This is a genomic window from Vreelandella sp. DA03-1M (assembly GCF_055725665.1).
In genome coordinates, this window is sequence record NZ_CM146798.1 from 1,921,837 (window position 1) to 1,940,788 (window position 18,952).

General features: G+C 53.7%; 19 protein-coding genes. 15 read left to right on the plus strand and 4 right to left on the minus strand.

Features of this window, described 5'->3' with window-relative positions:
• From ACXUPB_RS08870 to ACXUPB_RS08885, 4 genes are read left to right on the plus strand one after another with little or no spacing between them, the layout of a single operon-like run.
• On the plus strand, positions 1–543 hold the full coding sequence (locus ACXUPB_RS08870; RefSeq protein ID WP_035566155.1) for a MotA/TolQ/ExbB proton channel family protein: 543 nt from the start codon (positions 1–3) through the stop codon (positions 541–543).
• Complete coding sequence (locus ACXUPB_RS08875; protein ID WP_035566153.1) at positions 536–943, plus strand: ExbD/TolR family protein; 408 nt, start codon at positions 536–538, stop codon at positions 941–943. The genes ACXUPB_RS08870 and ACXUPB_RS08875 overlap by 8 nt, the downstream gene beginning before the upstream one ends.
• Positions 940–1,710, plus strand: a complete 771-nt coding sequence (locus ACXUPB_RS08880) for an energy transducer TonB (RefSeq protein WP_472956301.1) — start codon at positions 940–942, stop codon at positions 1,708–1,710. Before ACXUPB_RS08875 ends, ACXUPB_RS08880 begins: the two co-directional genes overlap by 4 nt.
• 4 nt (positions 1,711–1,714) lie before the next feature.
• Positions 1,715–2,776, plus strand: coding sequence for a tetratricopeptide repeat protein (locus ACXUPB_RS08885; protein WP_472956302.1), 1,062 nt, complete (start codon positions 1,715–1,717; stop codon positions 2,774–2,776).
• 16 nt (positions 2,777–2,792) lie between these two features.
• Here ACXUPB_RS08885 and xthA read toward each other — a convergent pair whose 3' ends face one another.
• Both xthA and ACXUPB_RS08895 read right to left on the minus strand, forming a co-directional pair.
• Positions 2,793–3,620 (minus strand): exodeoxyribonuclease III, encoded by an 828-nt coding sequence (gene xthA / locus ACXUPB_RS08890; RefSeq protein ID WP_335597039.1) that lies wholly within the window; start codon positions 3,618–3,620, stop codon positions 2,793–2,795.
• A complete protein-coding gene (locus ACXUPB_RS08895; protein WP_035566145.1) occupies positions 3,620–3,874 on the minus strand; it encodes a hypothetical protein in 255 nt (84 codons plus the stop codon). Before ACXUPB_RS08895 ends, xthA begins: the two co-directional genes overlap by 1 nt.
• A 144-nt stretch (positions 3,875–4,018) precedes the next feature.
• Here ACXUPB_RS08895 and rhlB point away from each other — a divergent pair, with 144 nt between their 5' ends.
• Positions 4,019–5,293: an ATP-dependent RNA helicase RhlB gene (rhlB, locus tag ACXUPB_RS08900; protein WP_035566143.1), complete on the plus strand. Its 1,275-nt coding sequence runs from the start codon at positions 4,019–4,021 to the stop codon at positions 5,291–5,293.
• Between the two features lie 5 nt (positions 5,294–5,298).
• Positions 5,299–7,428: an ATP-dependent DNA helicase DinG gene (gene dinG / locus ACXUPB_RS08905; RefSeq protein WP_472956303.1), complete on the plus strand. Its 2,130-nt coding sequence runs from the start codon at positions 5,299–5,301 to the stop codon at positions 7,426–7,428.
• Between the two features lie 92 nt (positions 7,429–7,520).
• Here the strand turns inward: dinG and ACXUPB_RS08910 are convergent, their stop codons facing one another.
• Entirely contained in the window at positions 7,521–8,597 is a 1,077-nt protein-coding gene (locus ACXUPB_RS08910) for a 3-deoxy-7-phosphoheptulonate synthase (protein WP_472956304.1), read from the minus strand.
• Between the two features lie 391 nt (positions 8,598–8,988).
• Between ACXUPB_RS08910 and rpoE the strand changes: the two genes are divergently transcribed.
• From rpoE to ACXUPB_RS08935, 5 genes are all read left to right on the plus strand, one after another.
• Positions 8,989–9,588 (plus strand): RNA polymerase sigma factor RpoE, encoded by a 600-nt coding sequence (rpoE, locus tag ACXUPB_RS08915; protein WP_472956305.1) that lies wholly within the window; start codon positions 8,989–8,991, stop codon positions 9,586–9,588.
• Positions 9,589–9,885: 297 nt separating this feature from the next.
• Positions 9,886–10,611, plus strand: a complete 726-nt coding sequence (locus tag ACXUPB_RS08920) for a sigma-E factor negative regulatory protein (protein ID WP_179914861.1) — start codon at positions 9,886–9,888, stop codon at positions 10,609–10,611.
• 55 nt (positions 10,612–10,666) lie between these two features.
• Positions 10,667–11,698 (plus strand): MucB/RseB C-terminal domain-containing protein, encoded by a 1,032-nt coding sequence (locus ACXUPB_RS08925; protein ID WP_472956307.1) that lies wholly within the window; start codon positions 10,667–10,669, stop codon positions 11,696–11,698.
• 31 nt (positions 11,699–11,729) lie between these two features.
• Positions 11,730–12,182, plus strand: coding sequence for a SoxR reducing system RseC family protein (locus ACXUPB_RS08930; RefSeq protein ID WP_472956309.1), 453 nt, complete (start codon positions 11,730–11,732; stop codon positions 12,180–12,182).
• A 120-nt stretch (positions 12,183–12,302) separates the two neighbouring features.
• Positions 12,303–13,727 (plus strand): DegQ family serine endoprotease, encoded by a 1,425-nt coding sequence (locus tag ACXUPB_RS08935; RefSeq protein WP_472956312.1) that lies wholly within the window; start codon positions 12,303–12,305, stop codon positions 13,725–13,727.
• 144 nt (positions 13,728–13,871) lie between these two features.
• On the opposite strand, the gene ACXUPB_RS08940 is transcribed toward ACXUPB_RS08935, so the two are convergent.
• Positions 13,872–14,372 carry an MgtC/SapB family protein gene (locus tag ACXUPB_RS08940; protein WP_472956313.1) on the minus strand — a complete coding sequence of 167 codons (501 nt, stop codon included), beginning with the start codon at positions 14,370–14,372 and terminating at the stop codon, positions 13,872–13,874.
• A gap of 284 nt (positions 14,373–14,656) precedes the next feature.
• Between ACXUPB_RS08940 and lepA the strand changes: the two genes are divergently transcribed.
• From lepA to era, 4 genes are all read left to right on the plus strand, one after another.
• Complete coding sequence (lepA, locus tag ACXUPB_RS08945; protein ID WP_101146162.1) at positions 14,657–16,471, plus strand: translation elongation factor 4; 1,815 nt, start codon at positions 14,657–14,659, stop codon at positions 16,469–16,471.
• A gap of 15 nt (positions 16,472–16,486) precedes the next feature.
• Complete coding sequence (lepB, locus tag ACXUPB_RS08950; protein ID WP_101146161.1) at positions 16,487–17,290, plus strand: signal peptidase I; 804 nt, start codon at positions 16,487–16,489, stop codon at positions 17,288–17,290.
• 67 nt (positions 17,291–17,357) lie between these two features.
• Complete coding sequence (gene rnc, locus ACXUPB_RS08955; protein ID WP_472956316.1) at positions 17,358–18,050, plus strand: ribonuclease III; 693 nt, start codon at positions 17,358–17,360, stop codon at positions 18,048–18,050.
• Complete coding sequence (era, locus tag ACXUPB_RS08960; RefSeq protein ID WP_176303156.1) at positions 18,047–18,946, plus strand: GTPase Era; 900 nt, start codon at positions 18,047–18,049, stop codon at positions 18,944–18,946. The genes rnc and era overlap by 4 nt, the downstream gene beginning before the upstream one ends.
• Positions 18,947–18,952 lie beyond the last annotated feature (6 nt).

An 18,952-nucleotide genomic window follows, 5' to 3' on the forward strand; every position in this document is an offset into this window, starting at 1 on the left:
ATGTCCACTCTTCCTCTCTGGCTCGAACCCGTTGAGCGCTTAGTGGAGGCGGGCGGCGCGGTGTTGGTCGTGCTGGCAGTGGTGGCTGTGTTGGTATTTGCCATGGCCATGGAGCGCTGGTGGTACTACCGAATTACCTGGCGTATCGCGCGGCGTCAGTTACTGCGCCGTTGGACGGCGCGCAGCGACCATACCAGTTGGAGCGCTCGTACGTTACGTCATGTGTGGGCAGAGGCACTGGTCGCTAGACTGCGTAAACCCTTGCCATGGCTGAAACTGCTGGTCGCGCTGTGCCCTTTATTGGGCTTGTTAGGCACGGTGACCGGCATGATTAGCGTGTTCGATAGCCTTTCCCTAAGCGAAACGCATCAAGCGCGTGCCATGGCGGACGGTGTCGCCCGTGCGACGCTGCCGACCCTAACCGGTATGGCCATTGCGGTGGTGGGGCTTTTATTTATTAGTCGTTTAGAGCACGTCATTCGTCGTGAAGACCAGCGGCTGCAAGATCGCTTGGCGCGGGCACTGGAGGAAAGTGATGCGTAGACGCCGTTCTATAGAAACCACTGCAGAGAGTAATGAGGTGAATCTTACCCCCATGCTCGACGTGGTATTTATCATGCTGATTTTCTTTATCGTCACTACTAGCTTTGTTAAAGAGAGCGGTGTGGAGATTGATCGCCCTGAATCCAGCGCTGCGACGCCGCGCCCAGACGCCCAGGTGCTTGTGGCGATTTCACCGGAAGGCGCCGTATGGGTAGATGGCAGTCCGGTGGATGTTCACCGGGTCGGCCAGCAGGTCGCCGATATGCTGAGTGACGATGGCTCGGTGGTTATTCAGGCGGATCGCGAATCCACCACGGGCTTGCTGATCGAGGTAATGGATCGTTTGCGTGAGGCGGGCGTTGACCAAGTGGCGGTGGCGGCGAGTCGGAGTGGGTCATGATGCGGCACCTGCTGTCGTTATTAGGGGGTGTCGTGCTGGCGGTGGGGCTGTTCTGGCTGCTGGCACAGTTGGTAGCTCCACCTGAGCGTGAGCCTGAGGAGCTAACCATGAGCATGGCAATGACCATGGTTGAAGCGCCGGAAGTAGCTCCTGAGCAGGAGGCACCTACACCTCAACCTGTAGAAGCCGCGCCACAGCAAGCGCCGCCGCCCATGCCCGCACCCGAGCCGCCTCCGGTAGCGGAAAGCACGATTAGTTTGCCGGAAGTAGAGCTACCGGATGAGCCCGTTGAGCCGGTTGAGATGGACAGCGAACTCCCGGAGCTAACGGAAGTGAAACCGGAACCCCGGCCCGAACCTACTCCTGAGCCGAGACCAGAGCCGACCCCGCAACAGCAACCTGTCGAGGCAGCTCCTAGGGCAGCCCCTGCGTCAGTGGATTCTGCACCCGCCGTGCGTGAGGCCGCCCCAGAAGCTCAGCCAGTGCCCTCTAATGAGCCGGTGAATGTGGGCCAGGTGAGACCGACTAACCAAGTTGGTCCAAATTACCCGCCCCGTGCCCAGCGCCGAGGTATGGAAGGCTTTGTAGAGGTGGCCTTTACGATTCGGCGTGATGGCAGTGTCGACAGTTCTTCTATACGGGTTACCAGCGCGGAGCCGCGTCGGGTGTTTGATGATGCCGCGCGGGACGCGATTGCCAAGTGGCAATTTGAGCCCAGTGATCGGTTACGCAATGCCACCCAGCGGATCGAGTTTCAGTTGAGGTAGCAACATGAAGCGTCTTTTAATTTTATTGCTAAGCGTCTGGTCGTTTTCAGCGCAGGCGAGTCCCGCATTGCCTGGGGATATTATTGCCGACCTCAACGCGCTACAGAGCCAATTGCAAGAGGGAGCGCTAAGCAGCGTTGTCGAGCGTGCCACCGCCCAGGCGGAGCGGTTAGCTTCGGGTAATCAATCGGATCAATGGGCTAGTGCGCTCTATCAACAGCTGGCTGCAGGCGCCTTGGCGCGACAGGATCAGCCTGCTGCGGCAGCGGATCGGTTGGCAATTGCGCGTGGGTTAAGTGGTGTTGATGACGATCAGGCTGCCCGCTGGCTCCGTGAAGAAGCTTCAATGCGTCGTGCTGCCGGGCAGAGCGATCAAGCTATTGAGCTTCTCACTGAGTGGTTAGCCAATCAGCAAGATAGTAATGCCGTTTGGCAGCTAACCCGCCTGCTGGCGCAGCAGGAGCGCTGGGAGGAGGCCGCCAACTGGCTTGAACAGGCACTTAGTGAGACAGCCGAGTTAACTGAAGCGCAGCAGGCTTTAACATTGGCGATTTATCGCAATGCTGGGCAAAGTGAGCAGGCTTTGGGTTGGCTGTTGGATGGATTGGATTCGCAAAGCGATCTCTCTGATTGGCGCCAAGCGGCAGGTCTTGCACAGCAGGCAGGTCAGCCTGGTGTGGCCGCTGGTCTGTGGGAGATGGCGTGGCAGTTAGGTAAATTAACCGAGCCGGAAGATCGCTGGCTGTTGATCCAGCTCCATTTGGCAGGCGGCACTCCCGCCCGAGCAGCCGAGCACCTTGAGGAGGCGCTGAAAGAGGGTGATGTTGTCCGCGATGAGTCAAATTTGCGTTTATTGGCGAACGCTTGGCAGCAGGCTAAAGACGTTGAGAAAGCCCTGGATGCTTGGCAAACCTTGGCTCAGTACACCCAAACAGCCACCGACTGGCGATCTTATGGGCAGCTTGCTTACGCTTGGGGTGAAAGTGAGCAAGCGCAGCAAGCATTTGTCCGCGCCGCAGAGCTAGGCGATGAAGAAGCCGCCCAGTGGCTGGCCAGCTTCAACTAGTTTTTTGTCTTAAAGGCTACGGCTTAAGCGTAAGAGCGAAGTCACTCCAGGTGGGGGCGTGATCAGAGGGGCGTTCCATGCCGCGCAGGTCGTAGTCAATGCCTGCGCCGGTGGCCTGCTCGGCTAGCGCTTTGGTGACGAGAATATAGTCGATGCGCAGGCCACGCTTGGGCTCCTGGTTAAACCCTTTTGAGCGGTAGTCAAACCAGCTAAAGCGGTCATCGCTTTGCGGATAGCTGATGCGATAGCTGTCGGTAAGCCCCCACGCTTTGATGCCTTCGAGCCATTTGCGCTCAATGGGTTGAAAGCTGGTTTTGCCTTCACGCAGCCAGCGCTTGCGGTTGGCCTCGCCGATGCCAATGTCCTGATCTTCCGGCGATATATTAAAATCGCCCATGATGGCTAGCCGCTCGTCAGGGCGGTACCGCTCGTTGAGCAGCCGCGCTAGCTGGCCATAAAAGCGCTCTTTGTTGGGAAACTTAGTGGGATGGGTAACGTTTTCGCCCTGAGGGAAATAGCCGTTCCATACCGTCACGGCTTCCCCATCTTCCGCGACTAGGCGAACGCCGATCATACGGCACTGGGCGTCTTCTTCATCATCGGGAAAGCCATAAAACACTTCTTGAGGTGCCTGACGGCACAGTAAGGCAACCCCGTAGTGGCCTTTTTGGCCGTGATAAAAGACGTGGTAACCCATGGCTTCCACGTCGGCGATCGGGAACTCGCTATTCTGCACCTTGGTTTCCTGAAGCCCAATCACGTCCGGCTGCTGAGTATCGATCAACGCCTGTAATTGGTGAAGCCGTGCTCGGATGCCATTAATGTTGAACGAAACCAGGCGCATTATGAATCGCTCCCCTTGGGATTGTCGGATTCACTGCCTTTGTCAGGGTGAATAGCGATATCCTGCCCACTCTGCTGGCGAGCAAGTTTTCTCACTGCCTGAAGTTTGCGCTGCTGCTGCTTTTTTGCCACAAAGCGGCGCGATGGAGCCACTTGGTCAGGGTTGTCGTGGCGCCATTTTTTATAATCTTTACGCCGGCCGGTACGAATAGTTACCTTGTCGGCCAGTGAACGAGTTTTTTTCTTACGCGTCATGTCGCGCTCCTTACGTCGATTTGACGGCTATTCTAACAGGCCTTGGGACTCCTTCGACAGCAGGACGCGCTCTTATCGCCAAGCCCTGGTACAATGCGCACGTCAAGAAGCCAACTTCCACAGCAATGGACAGATAGACAGCCTATGAGCGAGTCGGAACAGACCACAGCCCCGGCCCAGAATCGCAAGCCAAAACGTCGCCGGCGTAAACCGCGTCGTCGCCAGTCGAACTGGGATCTTCGTCAGTTTCAGGTGCCCGCCGTGGCCGGTAAGTGGCGCTTTCATGACTTTGATCTGCCGCTGACATTAATGCGCGCTATTCACGCCCAAGGGTTTGAATACTGCACACCTATTCAAGCCGAGGCCCTGCGCCAAACGCTGTTGGGTGGTGACATTGTCGGTAAGGCGCAAACGGGAACCGGTAAAACCGCGGCCTTTTTGATCTCTGTGATGGCTTACTTCCTGGAAGAGCCAACACCCAATGGTCAAAAGCCAGGTGCGCCGCGCGCCTTGATTATTGCGCCTACTCGCGAGCTGGCGCTGCAGATCGAAAAAGATGCTAAAGCGTTAGCACGATTTACCCAGCTCAATGTGGCGAGTGTGGTCGGCGGTATGGACTACCAGAAGCAGCGTGAAAGCCTGGGCAGCAAGATCGATATTCTGGTGGCAACACCTGGGCGCCTGTTGGATTTCCATCAGAAGCGCGATATCGACCTCAGTGAGGTCGAAGTATTGGTGTTAGATGAAGCCGACCGCATGTTGTCGATGGGCTTTATTCCCGACGTGAAGCGGATTATTCGCTACACGCCGAAGAAAGAGGAGCGCCAGACCTTCCTCTTCTCGGCCACCTTTACCGACGACATCTTGAATCTCGCCAGCCAGTGGACGCTTGATCCAGCCCACGTCGAGATCGAAGTGACCGTTGAGAACCAGGCGGATATTGATCAGCGCGTGTACCTGGTTTCCGATGACGACAAGCAGCGCTTGCTGGTCAATCTGCTTCAGCAAGAGAGCTTTGAGCGCGTCATGGTCTTTGGTAACCGCCGCGACTTGGTGCGCAAGCTTGACGATCTGCTCAAAAAAGCGGGCGTAAGCGTGGCGATGCTGTCGGGTGATGTACCTCAGAATCAGCGTATCAAAACGCTGGAAAGCTTCCGCGAAGGTGAAATTCAGGTGTTGGTTGCGACCGACGTTGCTGGTCGTGGTATTCACATTGAAGACGTCAGCCACGTTATCAATTACACCCTGCCCGAAGACCCGGAAGACTACGTACACCGTATCGGTCGTACCGGTCGCGCCGGTGCCAAGGGTGTGTCGATTAGCTTCGTTGGCGAAGAGGATGCGTTCTCATTGCCGGAAATCGAACGCTATATCAACGACAAGCTTCCCTGCGTGCATCCGCCTGAAGGTATGCTCTAAGCCGCATGCTGGATAATGCCCTCAAAAGCGAGATTCAAGACGCTTACCGTCGCGTGGTGGATACCCTTGAGCTAACACCACGCTACGGCCAGCGTATGATGATCGCCGAAATCGCCCGGACGCTGGGCAATATAGAAAGCGACAGCGAAGGTAAGCGCACAAGTGATACTCATGTGTGTGTGCTTGAAGCGGGTACCGGCACTGGAAAAACGCTGGCCTATCTAATCGCCGCCTTGCCCATCGCGAAAGCGCGCGGCAAGCGGCTGATTATTTCCACGGCCACGGTCGCTCTCCAAGAGCAGGTGCTTAATCAGGACTTGCCTTCACTCGCTAGCCACAGCGGCATTCCCTTTCGCTACGCATTAGCCAAAGGGCGTGGTCGCTATGTGTGCGTGGCGCGTTTGGATCAGGCGCTCGAAGGCACTGAACCCAACCCAACGCTCTCTCTGTTTGAGCAATCGCTGCAAACGCAAAGTAGTGACTTTACGGTCATTGCCAGCGATATGGCGCAAGCTTATGGACAGGGCGAATGGGAAGGGGATCGTGATAATTGGCCAGAAGCAATTGAAGATGCCCACTGGCGGCGGCTGACGGTGGATCATCGCCAGTGTACGGGCAGGCGCTGTGGGCACTTTGGTGCCTGCGCGTTTTTTCGTTCCCGTCGTGAGCTTGAAAACGCGGATGTGATCGTCGCCAATCACGACCTCGTGCTGGCCGATCTAGCCTTGGGTGGTGGCGCTATTTTGCCAGACCCGGCGGACTGCATTTTTGTTTTCGATGAAGGCCACCACCTGCCCGAGAAGGCGCTTTCCCATTTCGCCCACCGCTTTGCAGTACATGGCTGCTTGCGCTGGCTGAAAACGCTGAAAAGCAGTTTGACCGATCTGCACCAGGCGTTAGCCATTCAACCAACGGTGTCGCGGCTGTTAGTGAGCTTGCCGGAGCTGATTCATAACCTGGAACCCGCGCTGGGCGATGTGTTTAGCATGGGGCATCAACTGGCGGAGCGGCCAAACGGCTTGGCCGACGAAGAAGCCACTCATCAATCGCGTTTTGAGAAGGGTCAAGTACCCGACGCTCTGCGGGAACAGGCGCAGCAATTGTTGGTGATGTTCGCCTCGCTATCGCGATGTTTGGAAAGCATCAGCGATATTCTGCGCGAAAGCCTTGATCCCGATAAGCAGACCGGCCTCGATCGAGAGCAGGCAGAAACCTGGCTGCCGCTCGTCGCGTTGCTTCATGGCCGAGCGCTAGAAGCGCATGCTTTGTGGCAGGCGTTTAGCGAGCAGGATGTGGCTAACGAGGCGCCCAGCGCCCGTTGGATTACCCTAAGCCGGGTAGCGGGGGAGCCGGAAATTGAGTTTTCGGCCAGCCCCGTTTCAGCCGCGCATACCCTGGCCAAGCATTTATGGGGACGCTGTCATGGGGCGGTGGTCACTTCGGCAACGCTGACCGCATTGGGGCGCTTTGAGCGCCTGCAAGAGCGGGCAGGCTTGGCGAATCGCTACCGCTATCAGGCGCTGCCGAGCCCCTTTGATTACGCCAATGCGGTCCTGCGCGTGCCTAAAGAGGCCACCGACCCTGGTGACAGAGAGGCCCATGAGCGGGCGATTGTGACGTTTGTCTCGCAGTTGGCCGACAAAGAGGCGGCGCTAGTGCTGTTCTCTTCCCGTGCCCAACTGCGTGCGGTTGATAAAGCACTGCCCGCGAGTGTGAAAGAGCGAGTGCTTGCACAGGATGCGTTGCCTAAGCGCGAGTTAATCGAGCGCCATCGGGCGGCGGTGGATAGGGGGGAGGGGAGTATCATCTTTGGCTTGGCGAGCTTTGCCGAGGGGATCGATCTTCCCGGCGACTATTTGACGCACGTGGTGATTACGCGGCTACCCTTTGCGGTACCCGACGATCCGGTGGGCGCTACATTAGCAGAATGGATAGAGAGCCAGGGTGGCAATGCATTTATGCGCATTAGTGTGCCTGATGCGTCTATTAAGCTGGTGCAGGCCTGCGGGCGTTTGATTCGCAAAGAGAGTGATCGTGGGACAATCACTTTGCTGGATAAGCGGGTGATTACCCGCCGTTACGGGCAAGCACTGCTGGATGCACTGCCGCCATTTCGGCGCGAAATTAGTCGCTAGCCGCTTATTCAATATTCTGGGAAACAATCAAAAATCCCCGCCGCGGCGGGGGATTTGATAAGCAGCTTAATACAGCTACAACGGTGTTGGTGTTACTTAGCAATGCGCTTGGCCAGGGTGGCGGCAAGTTTGGCGTTCATGCGGTTGAAGGTTTCCACCGTGGTGTCCCAGTCGATGCAGGCATCGGTGATGGAAACGCCATACTGTAGTTGGCTAAGGTCTTGGGTCAGTTTTTGATTGCCCCAGCCAATGTTGGATTCAACCATCAGGCCGATAATGGAGGTGTTGCCTTCCAGGATTTGGTTGGTAACGTTTTCCAATACTAACGGCTGTAGCGCTGCGTCCTTGTTGGAGTTGGCGTGGGAGCAGTCAATCATGATGTTGGGTGATAGTTTGGCTTTTTCGAGCTCTTTTTCCGCCAGGGTAACGCTTACGCTATCGTAGTTGGGCTTGCCGTTGCCGCCACGTAGAACAACGTGGCCGTAGGCGTTGCCCCGGGTGCGAATAATGGCCACCTGGCCTGCTTGGTTAATACCCAGGAAATTGTGCGGGCTGGCCACGGACTGAAGCGCATTAATCGCCACATCCAGGCTGCCGTCGGTACCGTTTTTAAAGCCGACCGGGCAGGAGAGGCCGGAAGCCATTTCCCGGTGGGTCTGAGACTCGGTGGTGCGAGCGCCAATCGCTGACCAGCTAATACAGTCTTGCATATACTGAGGAGAGATAGGGTCGAGAGCTTCGGTAGCGAGCGGTAAGCCCATTTCAGCGAGATCCACCAGCAGTTTTCGAGCGATATGTAGCCCCTCATCGATCTCAAAAGAGTCGTTGAGGTGCGGGTCGTTTATCAGGCCTTTCCAGCCAACCGTAGTGCGCGGTTTTTCAAAATAGACGCGCATTACGATATACAGGCTGTCGCTGACTTGATCGGCAAGTTTGCGAAGGCGGCGGGCATAATCAAGCGCCGCTTCCACGTCGTGAATTGAGCAAGGGCCGACCACTACCAATAATCTTGGGTCGGTGCCATCCAGGATGTTCTGGATGGTTTTACGCCCTTCTATTACGGTGCGCTCAGCCGCATCGGTTAATGGTACGGCTTTTTTGAGCGCTTCTGGCGTGGTGAGAACGTCTTGAGCGAGGACGTTAAGGTTATTAACCTGCTGTTCTGACATCTTGCTACCTGTGCTTGCGTAATGGCTGAAAAAGTGAAGGGACGATAAAAGTGGCGTCTACTATCGCTTGCCGGGGAGGTAAAAATCAATTGTTGTGGAACTATAGCAGCATTAAAAGTGTCAGCCACAGGGTTTTGTGAAAGGAGCTAAGTGCTTGATGCCCTGCACGGAACGCGCAACACTGAGGCTCTGTTTTAACTGGGCCCTGTCTTTAAAATTCGGTACCGTTATAAAATGCAACAACATATACGGGCGATGTATTCGCTCTTTTATTCACTCTATTATTAATCAATGCCCAAGGGACGCTATGCTGCTTGCTGTGAACGCCCACTTGTCAGGGCTAATAGGAATGGGGCTCGGCGCACGCCGTACGAGCTGGAGGAGCGTGTGAATGGGCACTCGGGAAACAGACCAACAGCTTGTGGAACGTGCCCAAAAAGGCGATACGCGCGCTTTCGATTTGCTGGTAAAAAAGTACCAGCACAAAATTATCGGCCTGATCGGTCGTTACGTTCATGATCACTCTGAAGTTCAGGATGTCGCTCAGGAGGCATTTATCAAGGCGTATCGCGCCTTGGGCAAGTTTCGCGCCGAAAGCGCGTTTTATACCTGGATGTACCGTATTGCTATCAATACTGCCAAAAATTATTTGGTTTCGCGAGGCAGGCGTCCCCCAGGTAGCGATCTAGATATTGTTGATGCTGAAATTATCGATCAAAGTGGGCGGTTGGCCGATTCGGAATCGCCGGAAGCGGCCATTGCCAGAGATCAGCTTGAAGCAGCGGTTTACCAAGCTATTGCCAACTTACCTGATGATCTGCGCACAGCGATTACCTTGCGAGAGCTTGATGGTCTTGCTTACGAAGATATCGCTCAGGTAATGCAGTGTCCGGTGGGTACCGTTCGTTCACGAATTTTTCGCGCTCGGGAAGCGGTGGACGAGCATATTCGTCCGTTAGTATCGACGGCCAGGAACAGTCGCGATGGATAACGGTCACTAGTGGCAGGGCTAAGTGATCGCTTTGAGTCGCCATCACAAAAAATGCAGGTTTTACTTTTTTTGTGAACTGTCTGGCACGTTTAGCGTCATAAAGCATGACTATCTTGATGAGCACAATGGCTGTATCAATTTGCAAAGCGTCATGAGCTTAGCGTTGTAACCTAGTTAGGTGGATATCCTAAGTAGTGTGCAACGGAGCCTTGGCCTTGGAAGTCGTCGGCGTGATGGCACCTGTTAAGAGTGACCGCCATGCCAGTACTTCTTTTAAACAGTGTGAGGGTGTGAAGTATGAGTCAAAACACACGGGAATCACTTTCGGTGTTGATGGATGGCGAAAGTGATGAGCTAGAGCTTCGCCGAGTGTTGAAGGCGCTGCCTAACGATGATGACGCCGCCGATACTTGGCGCCGCTACCATCTTGCGCGCAGCATGATGCAGCGTGAGCAGGGTGTCGATGTAAGCGTTGATCTTTCTGCTGGCATCATGGCTCGATTGCGTGACGAGCCTGCTCCTATAACGCAAGGCTCAGACCAAGTGGCCCATCGCGCTGGCGGGATTTCGTTTGCCCGTGGTGCTGGCGTTGCTGCTGCTGTCTCCTTGATGGTCATTACTGGTGTGCAGTTCTTTGGCAATGATTCGCCGGTTGGTCAAGGTGGCGACATTGCAACGACTGCTTCCAATACCAATGGGGGTACTCAAGTGCAACCCGTTAGTTTGGCGTCTCAGTCGGCAGTTGCTGGGCGTGCAGATATGCCGATGTTTGAACCTACGCCGTTTAGGCTTAGCGGTCAGTCAGGTCAAAGTGGCTTGATGAATATTAGTGAAGCTGGCTTCTCAGCGCAGACTCCTCAGGGAGTAACCGCTTCACAAGGCACAAACATTGATGTTGATCAGATTGGCTTACTGCAATCTTACTTAAAACAGCACACCCAAAGTGCTGCTTACGGTAGTGGTGACAGCTGGATGCCGCTGATGCGTTCTTCTGCAGTAACTGAACCACTAGGGCAGCGTTAAGCCTCAATGACGGGCTTTTTCATAGCGCCTATTAGGTGAGCGGGGAGTGCGCGAGATGGAAGTGCGCAATATGATGGTTGCCCTGCGGACTAAGCGAGCATGGGGGCTGGCAGCTGTGGCTTGTATGCTCTCTTTTGATGTCTATGCAGATAGCATAAATAAACAATCAGAAAGCCACGCTGGTTATGAATGTGCAGTGGCTTCGCTGCAGGCGCCTAGCAGCGCAACACAGTGGCTTGAGCGTGGTTTGTGGGCCAGCCACTGTTATGCCTTCCAAGCAAGGGCCGTCGCTATTGATCCAATCGGGGTGCGCACTCTTGCGCTTTCACACCGAATTCAAGACGGTATCCGACAGCAGGTAGTTCAGTATTTAGATGGTCCTTCTGTCAGTATCGAGCGACGCTCGCCAGTCGGGCGATTAGCCTGGACAGAAGAGGACAGCACTGGTGAGCTGCCTTCGCCAGCGCGGTGGGCCGCCCACCTCGAGCAGTTCTATTCCGTCGAGCTTGAAGATAACGCGCGTGTTGCTGGTCGTGAAGCGGTTAAACTAATGTTTGAGCCTCGCGATCAATGGCGTTTTTCCCATGAGTGGTGGCTAGATCAAGACACCGGCCTATTGCTAAAGCATGTGCTCATTGATCAGCAGGGTCGAATCATTGAAACTTTTCAAATCACTCAGCTTCAATCCCCTCAAAAGTATACTGGGATCGTTAGGGTAGATGATTCTAAGGTCGTGCTGGGTACTCCCTGGCAAGTTACCTGGTTGCCCGAAGGGTTTGTTACACAACCGATTAATTTTACCGGCAATGATCGGCGTCAACGAGTCTATAGCGACGGTTTAGCGACGGTAAGTATCTTTGTGGAACCTCTTTCCTCTGATGCTACTACCGCTTTAAAAGAAGGCGTCCAGCAACTGGGTGTTTCTGCTGTCGCCATTGAGCATACAATGAGCGCTGAAGGCCGTTGGCAAATGGTGGCTATTGGTGAGCTGCCTGTAGTAACACTTCAACGGATCGTCCGTTCCATCAATTTTGACTCGCTTCAATCTCAAGCTAGTAGTGATAGCCAAGATGAGGACAAGCCTTAGTGTTTTCGTTTTACGCCTGTCGAGAAATGAAATGATGGCCCCTACTGCATGCTCCTCCCTATTGCGCACTGGCACCGTTGTAGGTTTTAAGCCCCAGCACCTTATTGTAGAAATGTCTGCCCGAGGGAGCTGTGAGCAGTGTGCACAGGGAAGAGGTTGCGGTTTGGGGTTGTTAGCACGTCGGCGCAACCAGCACATTGCTATAGCAATTCCTGAGTCAGCCCGAGATATTGAGCAGCGCTATCCGTTAGGGAATTTGGTCACCATAAGCTTGCCAAGTGCGTCCGTCACGTTGCTCGCTTTTTTTGTTTATGGGCTGCCTTTACTGTTAGCGCTGTTGCTATCCGGTTTAGTCTCGCGTGTTAGTGCTTCAATTTGGCTGCCGCCACTGATCTTTTTTATCGCCTTGGTAGGCGGTGCGTTAAGTATTAACTACCTAATGCGTGGACGAGGGGAACGCTTTCGTCCTCGCTTGGTCAATTAGAAGGTTAATTTAGTTCTCCGGCACTTTTTTATAAACTGTTTCTATTAACTGTTTCTATGAACGTTGCTGTGAGTTATTGATCTGCCTTCGATTACTATCACCTTAAGTAGGAGCTCTTGCATGAAGCGCTTGATTCTCCCCTCCACCCTCTGGGTATGCGTGGTGGCGTTGCTAACCTTTGGCCAAACGGCCAGCGCTCAGGGTTTGCCTGATTTTACAGAGCTGGTAGAGGATGCCGCCCCTGGGGTGGTCAATATTTCTACCAGTAGAACGGTTCAGCGTAGCAGCGTCCCGGGTTTTGAAGGGTTCGGCGGTCAGGAAATCCCGGAAATTTTCCGCCATTTCTTTGGTGATAACTTTGGCGATAGGTTCCCCGCGCCGCCTAGCAATGGACAAGGACGTAGTGAGGAGCGTCAATCCTTAGGTTCTGGATTCGTTATTAGTGAAGATGGCTACGTGATGACTAACGCACACGTTGTTCAAGACGCTGATGAGATTCTCGTGCGGCTCAATGATCGACGTGAGTTGAGTGCCCAAGTGATTGGCAGTGACCCACAAACCGATGTGGCACTCCTTAAAATAGAGGCCAATGACCTACCAACACTGACGCTGGGCGATTCTGACGAACTCAAAGTCGGTGAATGGGTAGCTGCGATTGGCTCGCCTTTCGGTTTTGATCACTCCGTCACGGCGGGTATCGTCAGTGCAATCAATCGTACCTTGCCGCGTGATGCGTATGTTCCCTTTATTCAAACGGATGTGGCGATCAACCCCGGTAACTCCGGTGGTCCGCTGTTTAATCTTGAGGGCGAAGTGGTCGGCATCAACTCACAAATCTTTACTCGTAGCGGCGGTTTCATGGGTGTCTCCTTCGCGATCCCCATCAACGTAGCCATGGATGTGGCCGAGCAACTTCGTGAAGATGGCCGAGTTAATCGCGGCTGGTTAGGTGTCATGATCCAGCCGGTCTCCGAAGATTTGGCTGAGTCGTTTGGCATGGAGAGTGCGATTGGTGCGCTGATTGCTGACCTTGATCCCGAAGGCCCCGCCGCGCAGGGTGGCCTCCAGGCTGGTGATGTCATTCTTGAAGTCAATGGTGAAGAGGTTGAGCGCTCAAGCTCACTGCCGCGTCTAATTGGCAAAGGTGCGCCCGGTACCGAGGTAGAGCTTACCTTGATGCGTGATGGTGAACAGCTGACCGAATCAGTAGAGCTGGGCAGTTGGCCGGACGCCGAGCAGCAAACTGCTCAAGCCACTAGCAACAACCAAACACGTCTTGGCGTAATGGTGGCTGAAATTGATGATGCTATGCGTGAGCAGCTGAATATCTCAGGTGGCGTGGTAGTTCGCCAAGTTGAGTCAGATAGCGTGGCAGCTAAAGCGGGGATTCGGCCTGGGGATGTACTGGTAAGTATCGATCATCGCAGCGTCTCCTCTTCAGAGGAGTTAGTGAGCATTGTCGAAGAGTTGCCCACTGATCGTGCCATTCCGTTGCGCCTGTTCCGCGAGGGTCGTTCGCTGTTTGTAGCGCTTCGCCTAGAATAATCCGTCTGTTGTTACTCCTAGTCCGGCGGTTCTCGCCGGACTATGGCTGCTAACCTGCCTCTCTCGATAATTAAGCTTGCCAGACTGTATTTCCGTTGACCTCTATTTTTCCCCGATCACTTTATTGCCCCTTGCCTCTTGTGATCACTCCTCGTTCCTTTTTCTACGTTCTTTATTATTACCTTTTTTATCAACAAGGTTCTCTATCATTTCGTGCTCGAAACGGCCTAACAACACCATGATGATTAATCCCAAAATGGTGACCATAACGGCTAATGGGAAATTATTGATGCCCGCGGCAACGCCGACAGCACCAGCCAGCCAAATCGAGGCGCCAGTGGTAATCCCTTCAATGTGGGCGCCACTGCGGATGATACTGCCAGCACCCAAAAAACCTATGCCACCAATCACGCCCTCAACAACACGATTAGGATCAATGCTTGCCGCGTGATCCCCTTCACCCGTGGCAAACAGCACGCTCATGCCAACAATGATAAACGCAGACGAGCCAAGTGACACCAGCATATGAGAACGAAGCCCCGCGGGTTTGCCACGAAGCTCCCGTTCCAAGCCAAGACACAGGGCCAGGCCAGAGGCAACAAGCAGGCGGGCTAGCATATCCAGGATGGAGATTTCGGTTTCCATGGCACTCCTTTTTAAAGCTCAACCAATAAAAAACCTAGTATAGGAACAAGCAAACACTATGAAATAGGTAAAGCTGGCTTGCCTTTATGCCTACACAAGGGTTGATAAGGAGTACGTGTAGAACATTAGCAAGGTGTTTAGGTAGCGGTTATTTTTGGCATTTTTTGATGAACATAGCACCGGAACCCCGCTAACGGTACAATGACACCAAATTTCGACTGCGCATTTCAAGGTACTTTTTTTAATCGTACTCGATTGCCTACATACCCGGATTAAATTGGCAAATGACCCAAGAAAACGATAGTAAAATCAAGCATATACGAAATTTCTCTATCATCGCACATATTGATCATGGTAAGTCGACGCTCTCTGATCGTTTGATTCAGACCTGTGAAGGGTTAACGGAACGTGAGCTTAAAGAGCAAGTGCTCGATTCCATGGACATTGAGCGCGAGCGTGGTATTACCATCAAGGCACAGTCGGTGACGCTGGATTATACGGCTGCCGATGGCCAGGTTTACCAGCTCAACTTTATCGATACGCCGGGGCACGTTGATTTCTCTTACGAAGTGTCGCGTTCGCTCTACGCCTGTGAAGGTGCACTGCTGGTGGTAGATGCAGCGCAAGGCGTGGAAGCCCAGTCGGTGGCCAACTGCTATACCGCGATTGAACAAGGCCTAGAAGTTCTGCCGGTGCTTAACAAAATTGATTTGCCACAGGCGGATTGTGACAAGGTTTCTCAGGAAATCGAGGAGATCATCGGGCTTGATGCTACCGATGCCTGCCGAGTGTCGGCTAAAAGCGGTATTGGAATCGACGCCCTGCTTGAACGCTTGGTGCGTGATATTCCGCCACCCAAAGGCGATCCCGATGCACCCCTGCAAGCGCTCATTATCGACTCCTGGTTTGATAACTATCTCGGCGTAGTCTCACTGGTGCGTCTATTTGATGGGACGCTGCGCAAAGGCGATAAGATCCGTATTAAATCGACGGGCCGCGACTGGGGCACGACAGAAGTGGGTATTTTTACCCCCCAGCGTAAACAGACTAATATCCTGCGTGCCGGTGAAGTTGGTTTTATTGTCGCTGGCATTAAGGAGATTCACGGGGCACCGGTGGGCGATACGATTACCCATACGAAAACCCCTGACGTCGCGCGCTTACCTGGTTTCCAAAAAGTGAAGCCACAGGTTTATGCCGGTATGTTCCCGGTCAGCGCGGATGATTACGAAGACTTCCGCGATGCGCTAGAAAAACTGGCGCTTAATGATGCTTCGCTTGAATATGTGCCAGAGAACTCCGATGCCCTTGGCTTCGGTTTCCGTGTGGGCTTTCTTGGCACGCTACACATGGAAATTGTGCAGGAGCGCCTGGAGCGTGAGTATAATATTGACCTACTCACCACGGCGCCAACGGTTGTTTATGAACTAGCGATGAAAAACGGCGACGTTAACTACGTCTCCAACCCCTCCAAACTGCCTGACATGGCCGACGTAGATGAAATGCGCGAGCCGGTTGTCCGCGCCAGCATCCTGGTTCCCCAGGAGTATGTAGGCAACGTGATTACCGAGTGTGAACAGCGCCGGGGTACACAGCGGGATATGCAGTTCTTAGGCAACCAGATTCAACTGGCCTATGAGCTACCCATGTCAGAAGTGGTCATGGACTTCTTTGATCGTTTGAAGTCCATCTCTAAGGGATATGCGTCGCTGGAGTACAACTTTGAGCGTTTTGAAGAAGCCAAGTTAGTGCGTCTAGACGTGCTGATTAACGGCGATAAAGTCGATGCGTTAGCCGTCATTATCCACCGTGACCATGCCCACACTCGTGGCCGTTTGCTGGTGGAGAAAATGAAAGAGCTGATTCCCCGGCAGATGTTCGACGTGGCAATCCAGGCGGCTATCGGTGGCCAAGTGGTGGCGCGCTCAACGGTGAAGGCATTACGTAAGAATGTCACGGCCAAGTGTTATGGCGGCGATGTCAGCCGTAAGAAGAAACTGCTCGAGAAACAGAAAGCGGGTAAGAAACGCATGAAACAAGTGGGGCGTGTGGAAATTCCTCAGGATGCCTTCCTTGCTGTGCTCAAGGTTAACGACTAGGAACGAACGCCACTCATGGATTTTTCATTACTGCTGGTACTTGCCGTTGCGCTTTCGGGCGTTATTTATCTTTTGGATGTGCTGTTGCTCAAGCCCAAACGCCGTCAGCGATTTGCTGCAGCGGAGGCCAATACCCACGAGGGGCTTGACCCAGTAACCAGCGAAAAGCTGCTCAAAGAACCTTGGCCCGTTGACTACGCGCGTTCGTTCTTTCCGGTGCTATTAGTGGTGCTGGTAGTGCGTAGCTTCATCATTGAACCCTTTCAGATCCCTTCGGGCTCAATGCGGCCAACGCTGGAGGTAGGCGACTTCATATTGGTGAATAAATTTGCGTACGGTTTACGTTTACCCGTGGTAAACACGCGTTTCATCGAAATAGATGACCCTGAACGTGGCGATGTGATGGTGTTTCGCTTCCCCGATGAGCCTTCTGTGAATTTCATCAAACGGGTTGTCGGTATGCCAGGCGATCGTATTCGCTATGAAGGCAAACAGCTGTATGTCAACGGTGAGCCAGTAGCGAAAGAGTTGATTGAAGAGGGCCCCAGCGGCTCTCCCCAGCAGCTATTATTAGCAGAACGCCTTGGCGATGCTGAGCACTTTATCTATAACAACCCCCGCGACCCTGGCCCACAAATGCGTGAAGTAGAAGTGCCTGAAGGGCACTATTTCATGATGGGTGATAACCGTGACCACTCCAACGACAGCCGCTATTGGGGCTTTGTGCCGGAAGAGAATATTGTTGGTCGTGCATTTGCAGTGTGGATGCATTGGGATGGTGGGTTGCCGAGTTTTACCAGCGTGCGTCGTATTGAATGAAGCACCTACTTAGATTGTGGTTAGTCAGTTATGTCACTTTAGTTAACGTCAATGACGTAGGAGAGCTGTGAGTAATTCCTTGAACGCTTTTTGCCGACGAATCGGCCATACCTTTGGCGACGATACGCTATTGGAATTGGCCTTGACCCACCGCAGCTTCGGTGGTCGTAACAATGAGCGCCTGGAGTTCCTGGGTGACTCCATTGTCAATTTTGTCATCGCCGAGGCGCTGTTTCAGCGTTTTCCCCAGGCTCGTGAAGGTCAGCTTTCGCGTCTGCGTGCGAGATTAGTGAAAGGCCAAACATTGGCTGAGCTTGCCCGGGAAATGGAGTTTGGCGAATGCCTGCGGCTCGGCTCTGGCGAGATGAAAAGCGGCGGCCATCGTCGTGAATCGATTTTGGCGGATGCCGTCGAAGCCATTATCGGTTCGATCTATTTAGATGCCGGTATGGATGTTGTCCGCGACCGTGTGTTGGACTGGTACGCTGAACGGCTTGAAAATATCTCGTTACAAGATACCCAAAAAGATCCCAAAACACGCCTGCAGGAGTTTTTGCAGTCACGACAAGCCGCTTTGCCGCGGTATGAAGTTGTCTGCGTAAAGGGGGAAGCACATGCCCAGACCTTTACCGTGGAGTGTTACATAGACCTGTTGGATGAGCATACCACTGGTAAAGGCCCTAGCCGCCGTCATGCTGAACAGCAAGCGGCTGAAGAAGCGCTGTCGTACCTTGAAAAAAGTCCTGGAGACAAATCATGAGCCAAACCTGCGGATTCGTTGCCATCGTCGGCCGACCCAACGTGGGCAAATCGACCCTCATGAACCGTATTTTGGGGCAGAAAATATCGATTACCTCCCGGCGCCCGCAAACCACACGCCACCAGGTAATGGGTATTAAAACGGAGAATGAGACCCAGTTCATCTACGTCGATACGCCGGGCATGCACATCATGTCCAAGGACCGTAATAAGGCGATCAACCGCTTTATGAACCAGGCGGCTACCCAGGCACTGCGTGACGTAGATTGTGTGGTGTTTATTATCGACCGCACTCGCTGGACCGAAGAAGACCAAGCGGTATTGAAGCGCCTGGAACATGTCAAAGCGCCGGTTATTTTGGCGGTCAATAAAGTCGACCGTCTCGGCGAGAAAGGCGATCTTTTACCGTGGTTGGCTGAGGTGGGTGCTCGACGCGACTTCGCTGCCATCGTGCCAATTTCAGCTAAACATGGCACCCAGGTGGATACCTTGGAAGAGGAGGTGGCCAAGCATCTCCCTGAAAGCGTTCACTTCTTCCCTGAAGACCAGATTACCGATAAAAGTCTGCGCTTCATGGCCGCTGAGCTGGTACGTGAAAAAGTCATGCGCCAGTTGGGCGACGAGCTGCCTTACCAGATGACCGTTGAGATTGAAGAGTTCCGCGAAACCGAACGTGTGACACATATCAGCGCACTCATCCTTGTTGAGCGGCAGGGTCAAAAAGTTATTTTGATTGGCGAAAACGGCGATCGACTCAAGAGTATTGGTCGTGAAGCACGCCTTGATATGGAGCGCGCGCTGGGCACCAAAGTCATGCTGAATCTCTGGGTGAAAGTGAAGCGTGGCTGGTCGGATGACGAGCGCGCCTTGAAAAGCCTGGGTTACGACCTCGATTGAGTGTAG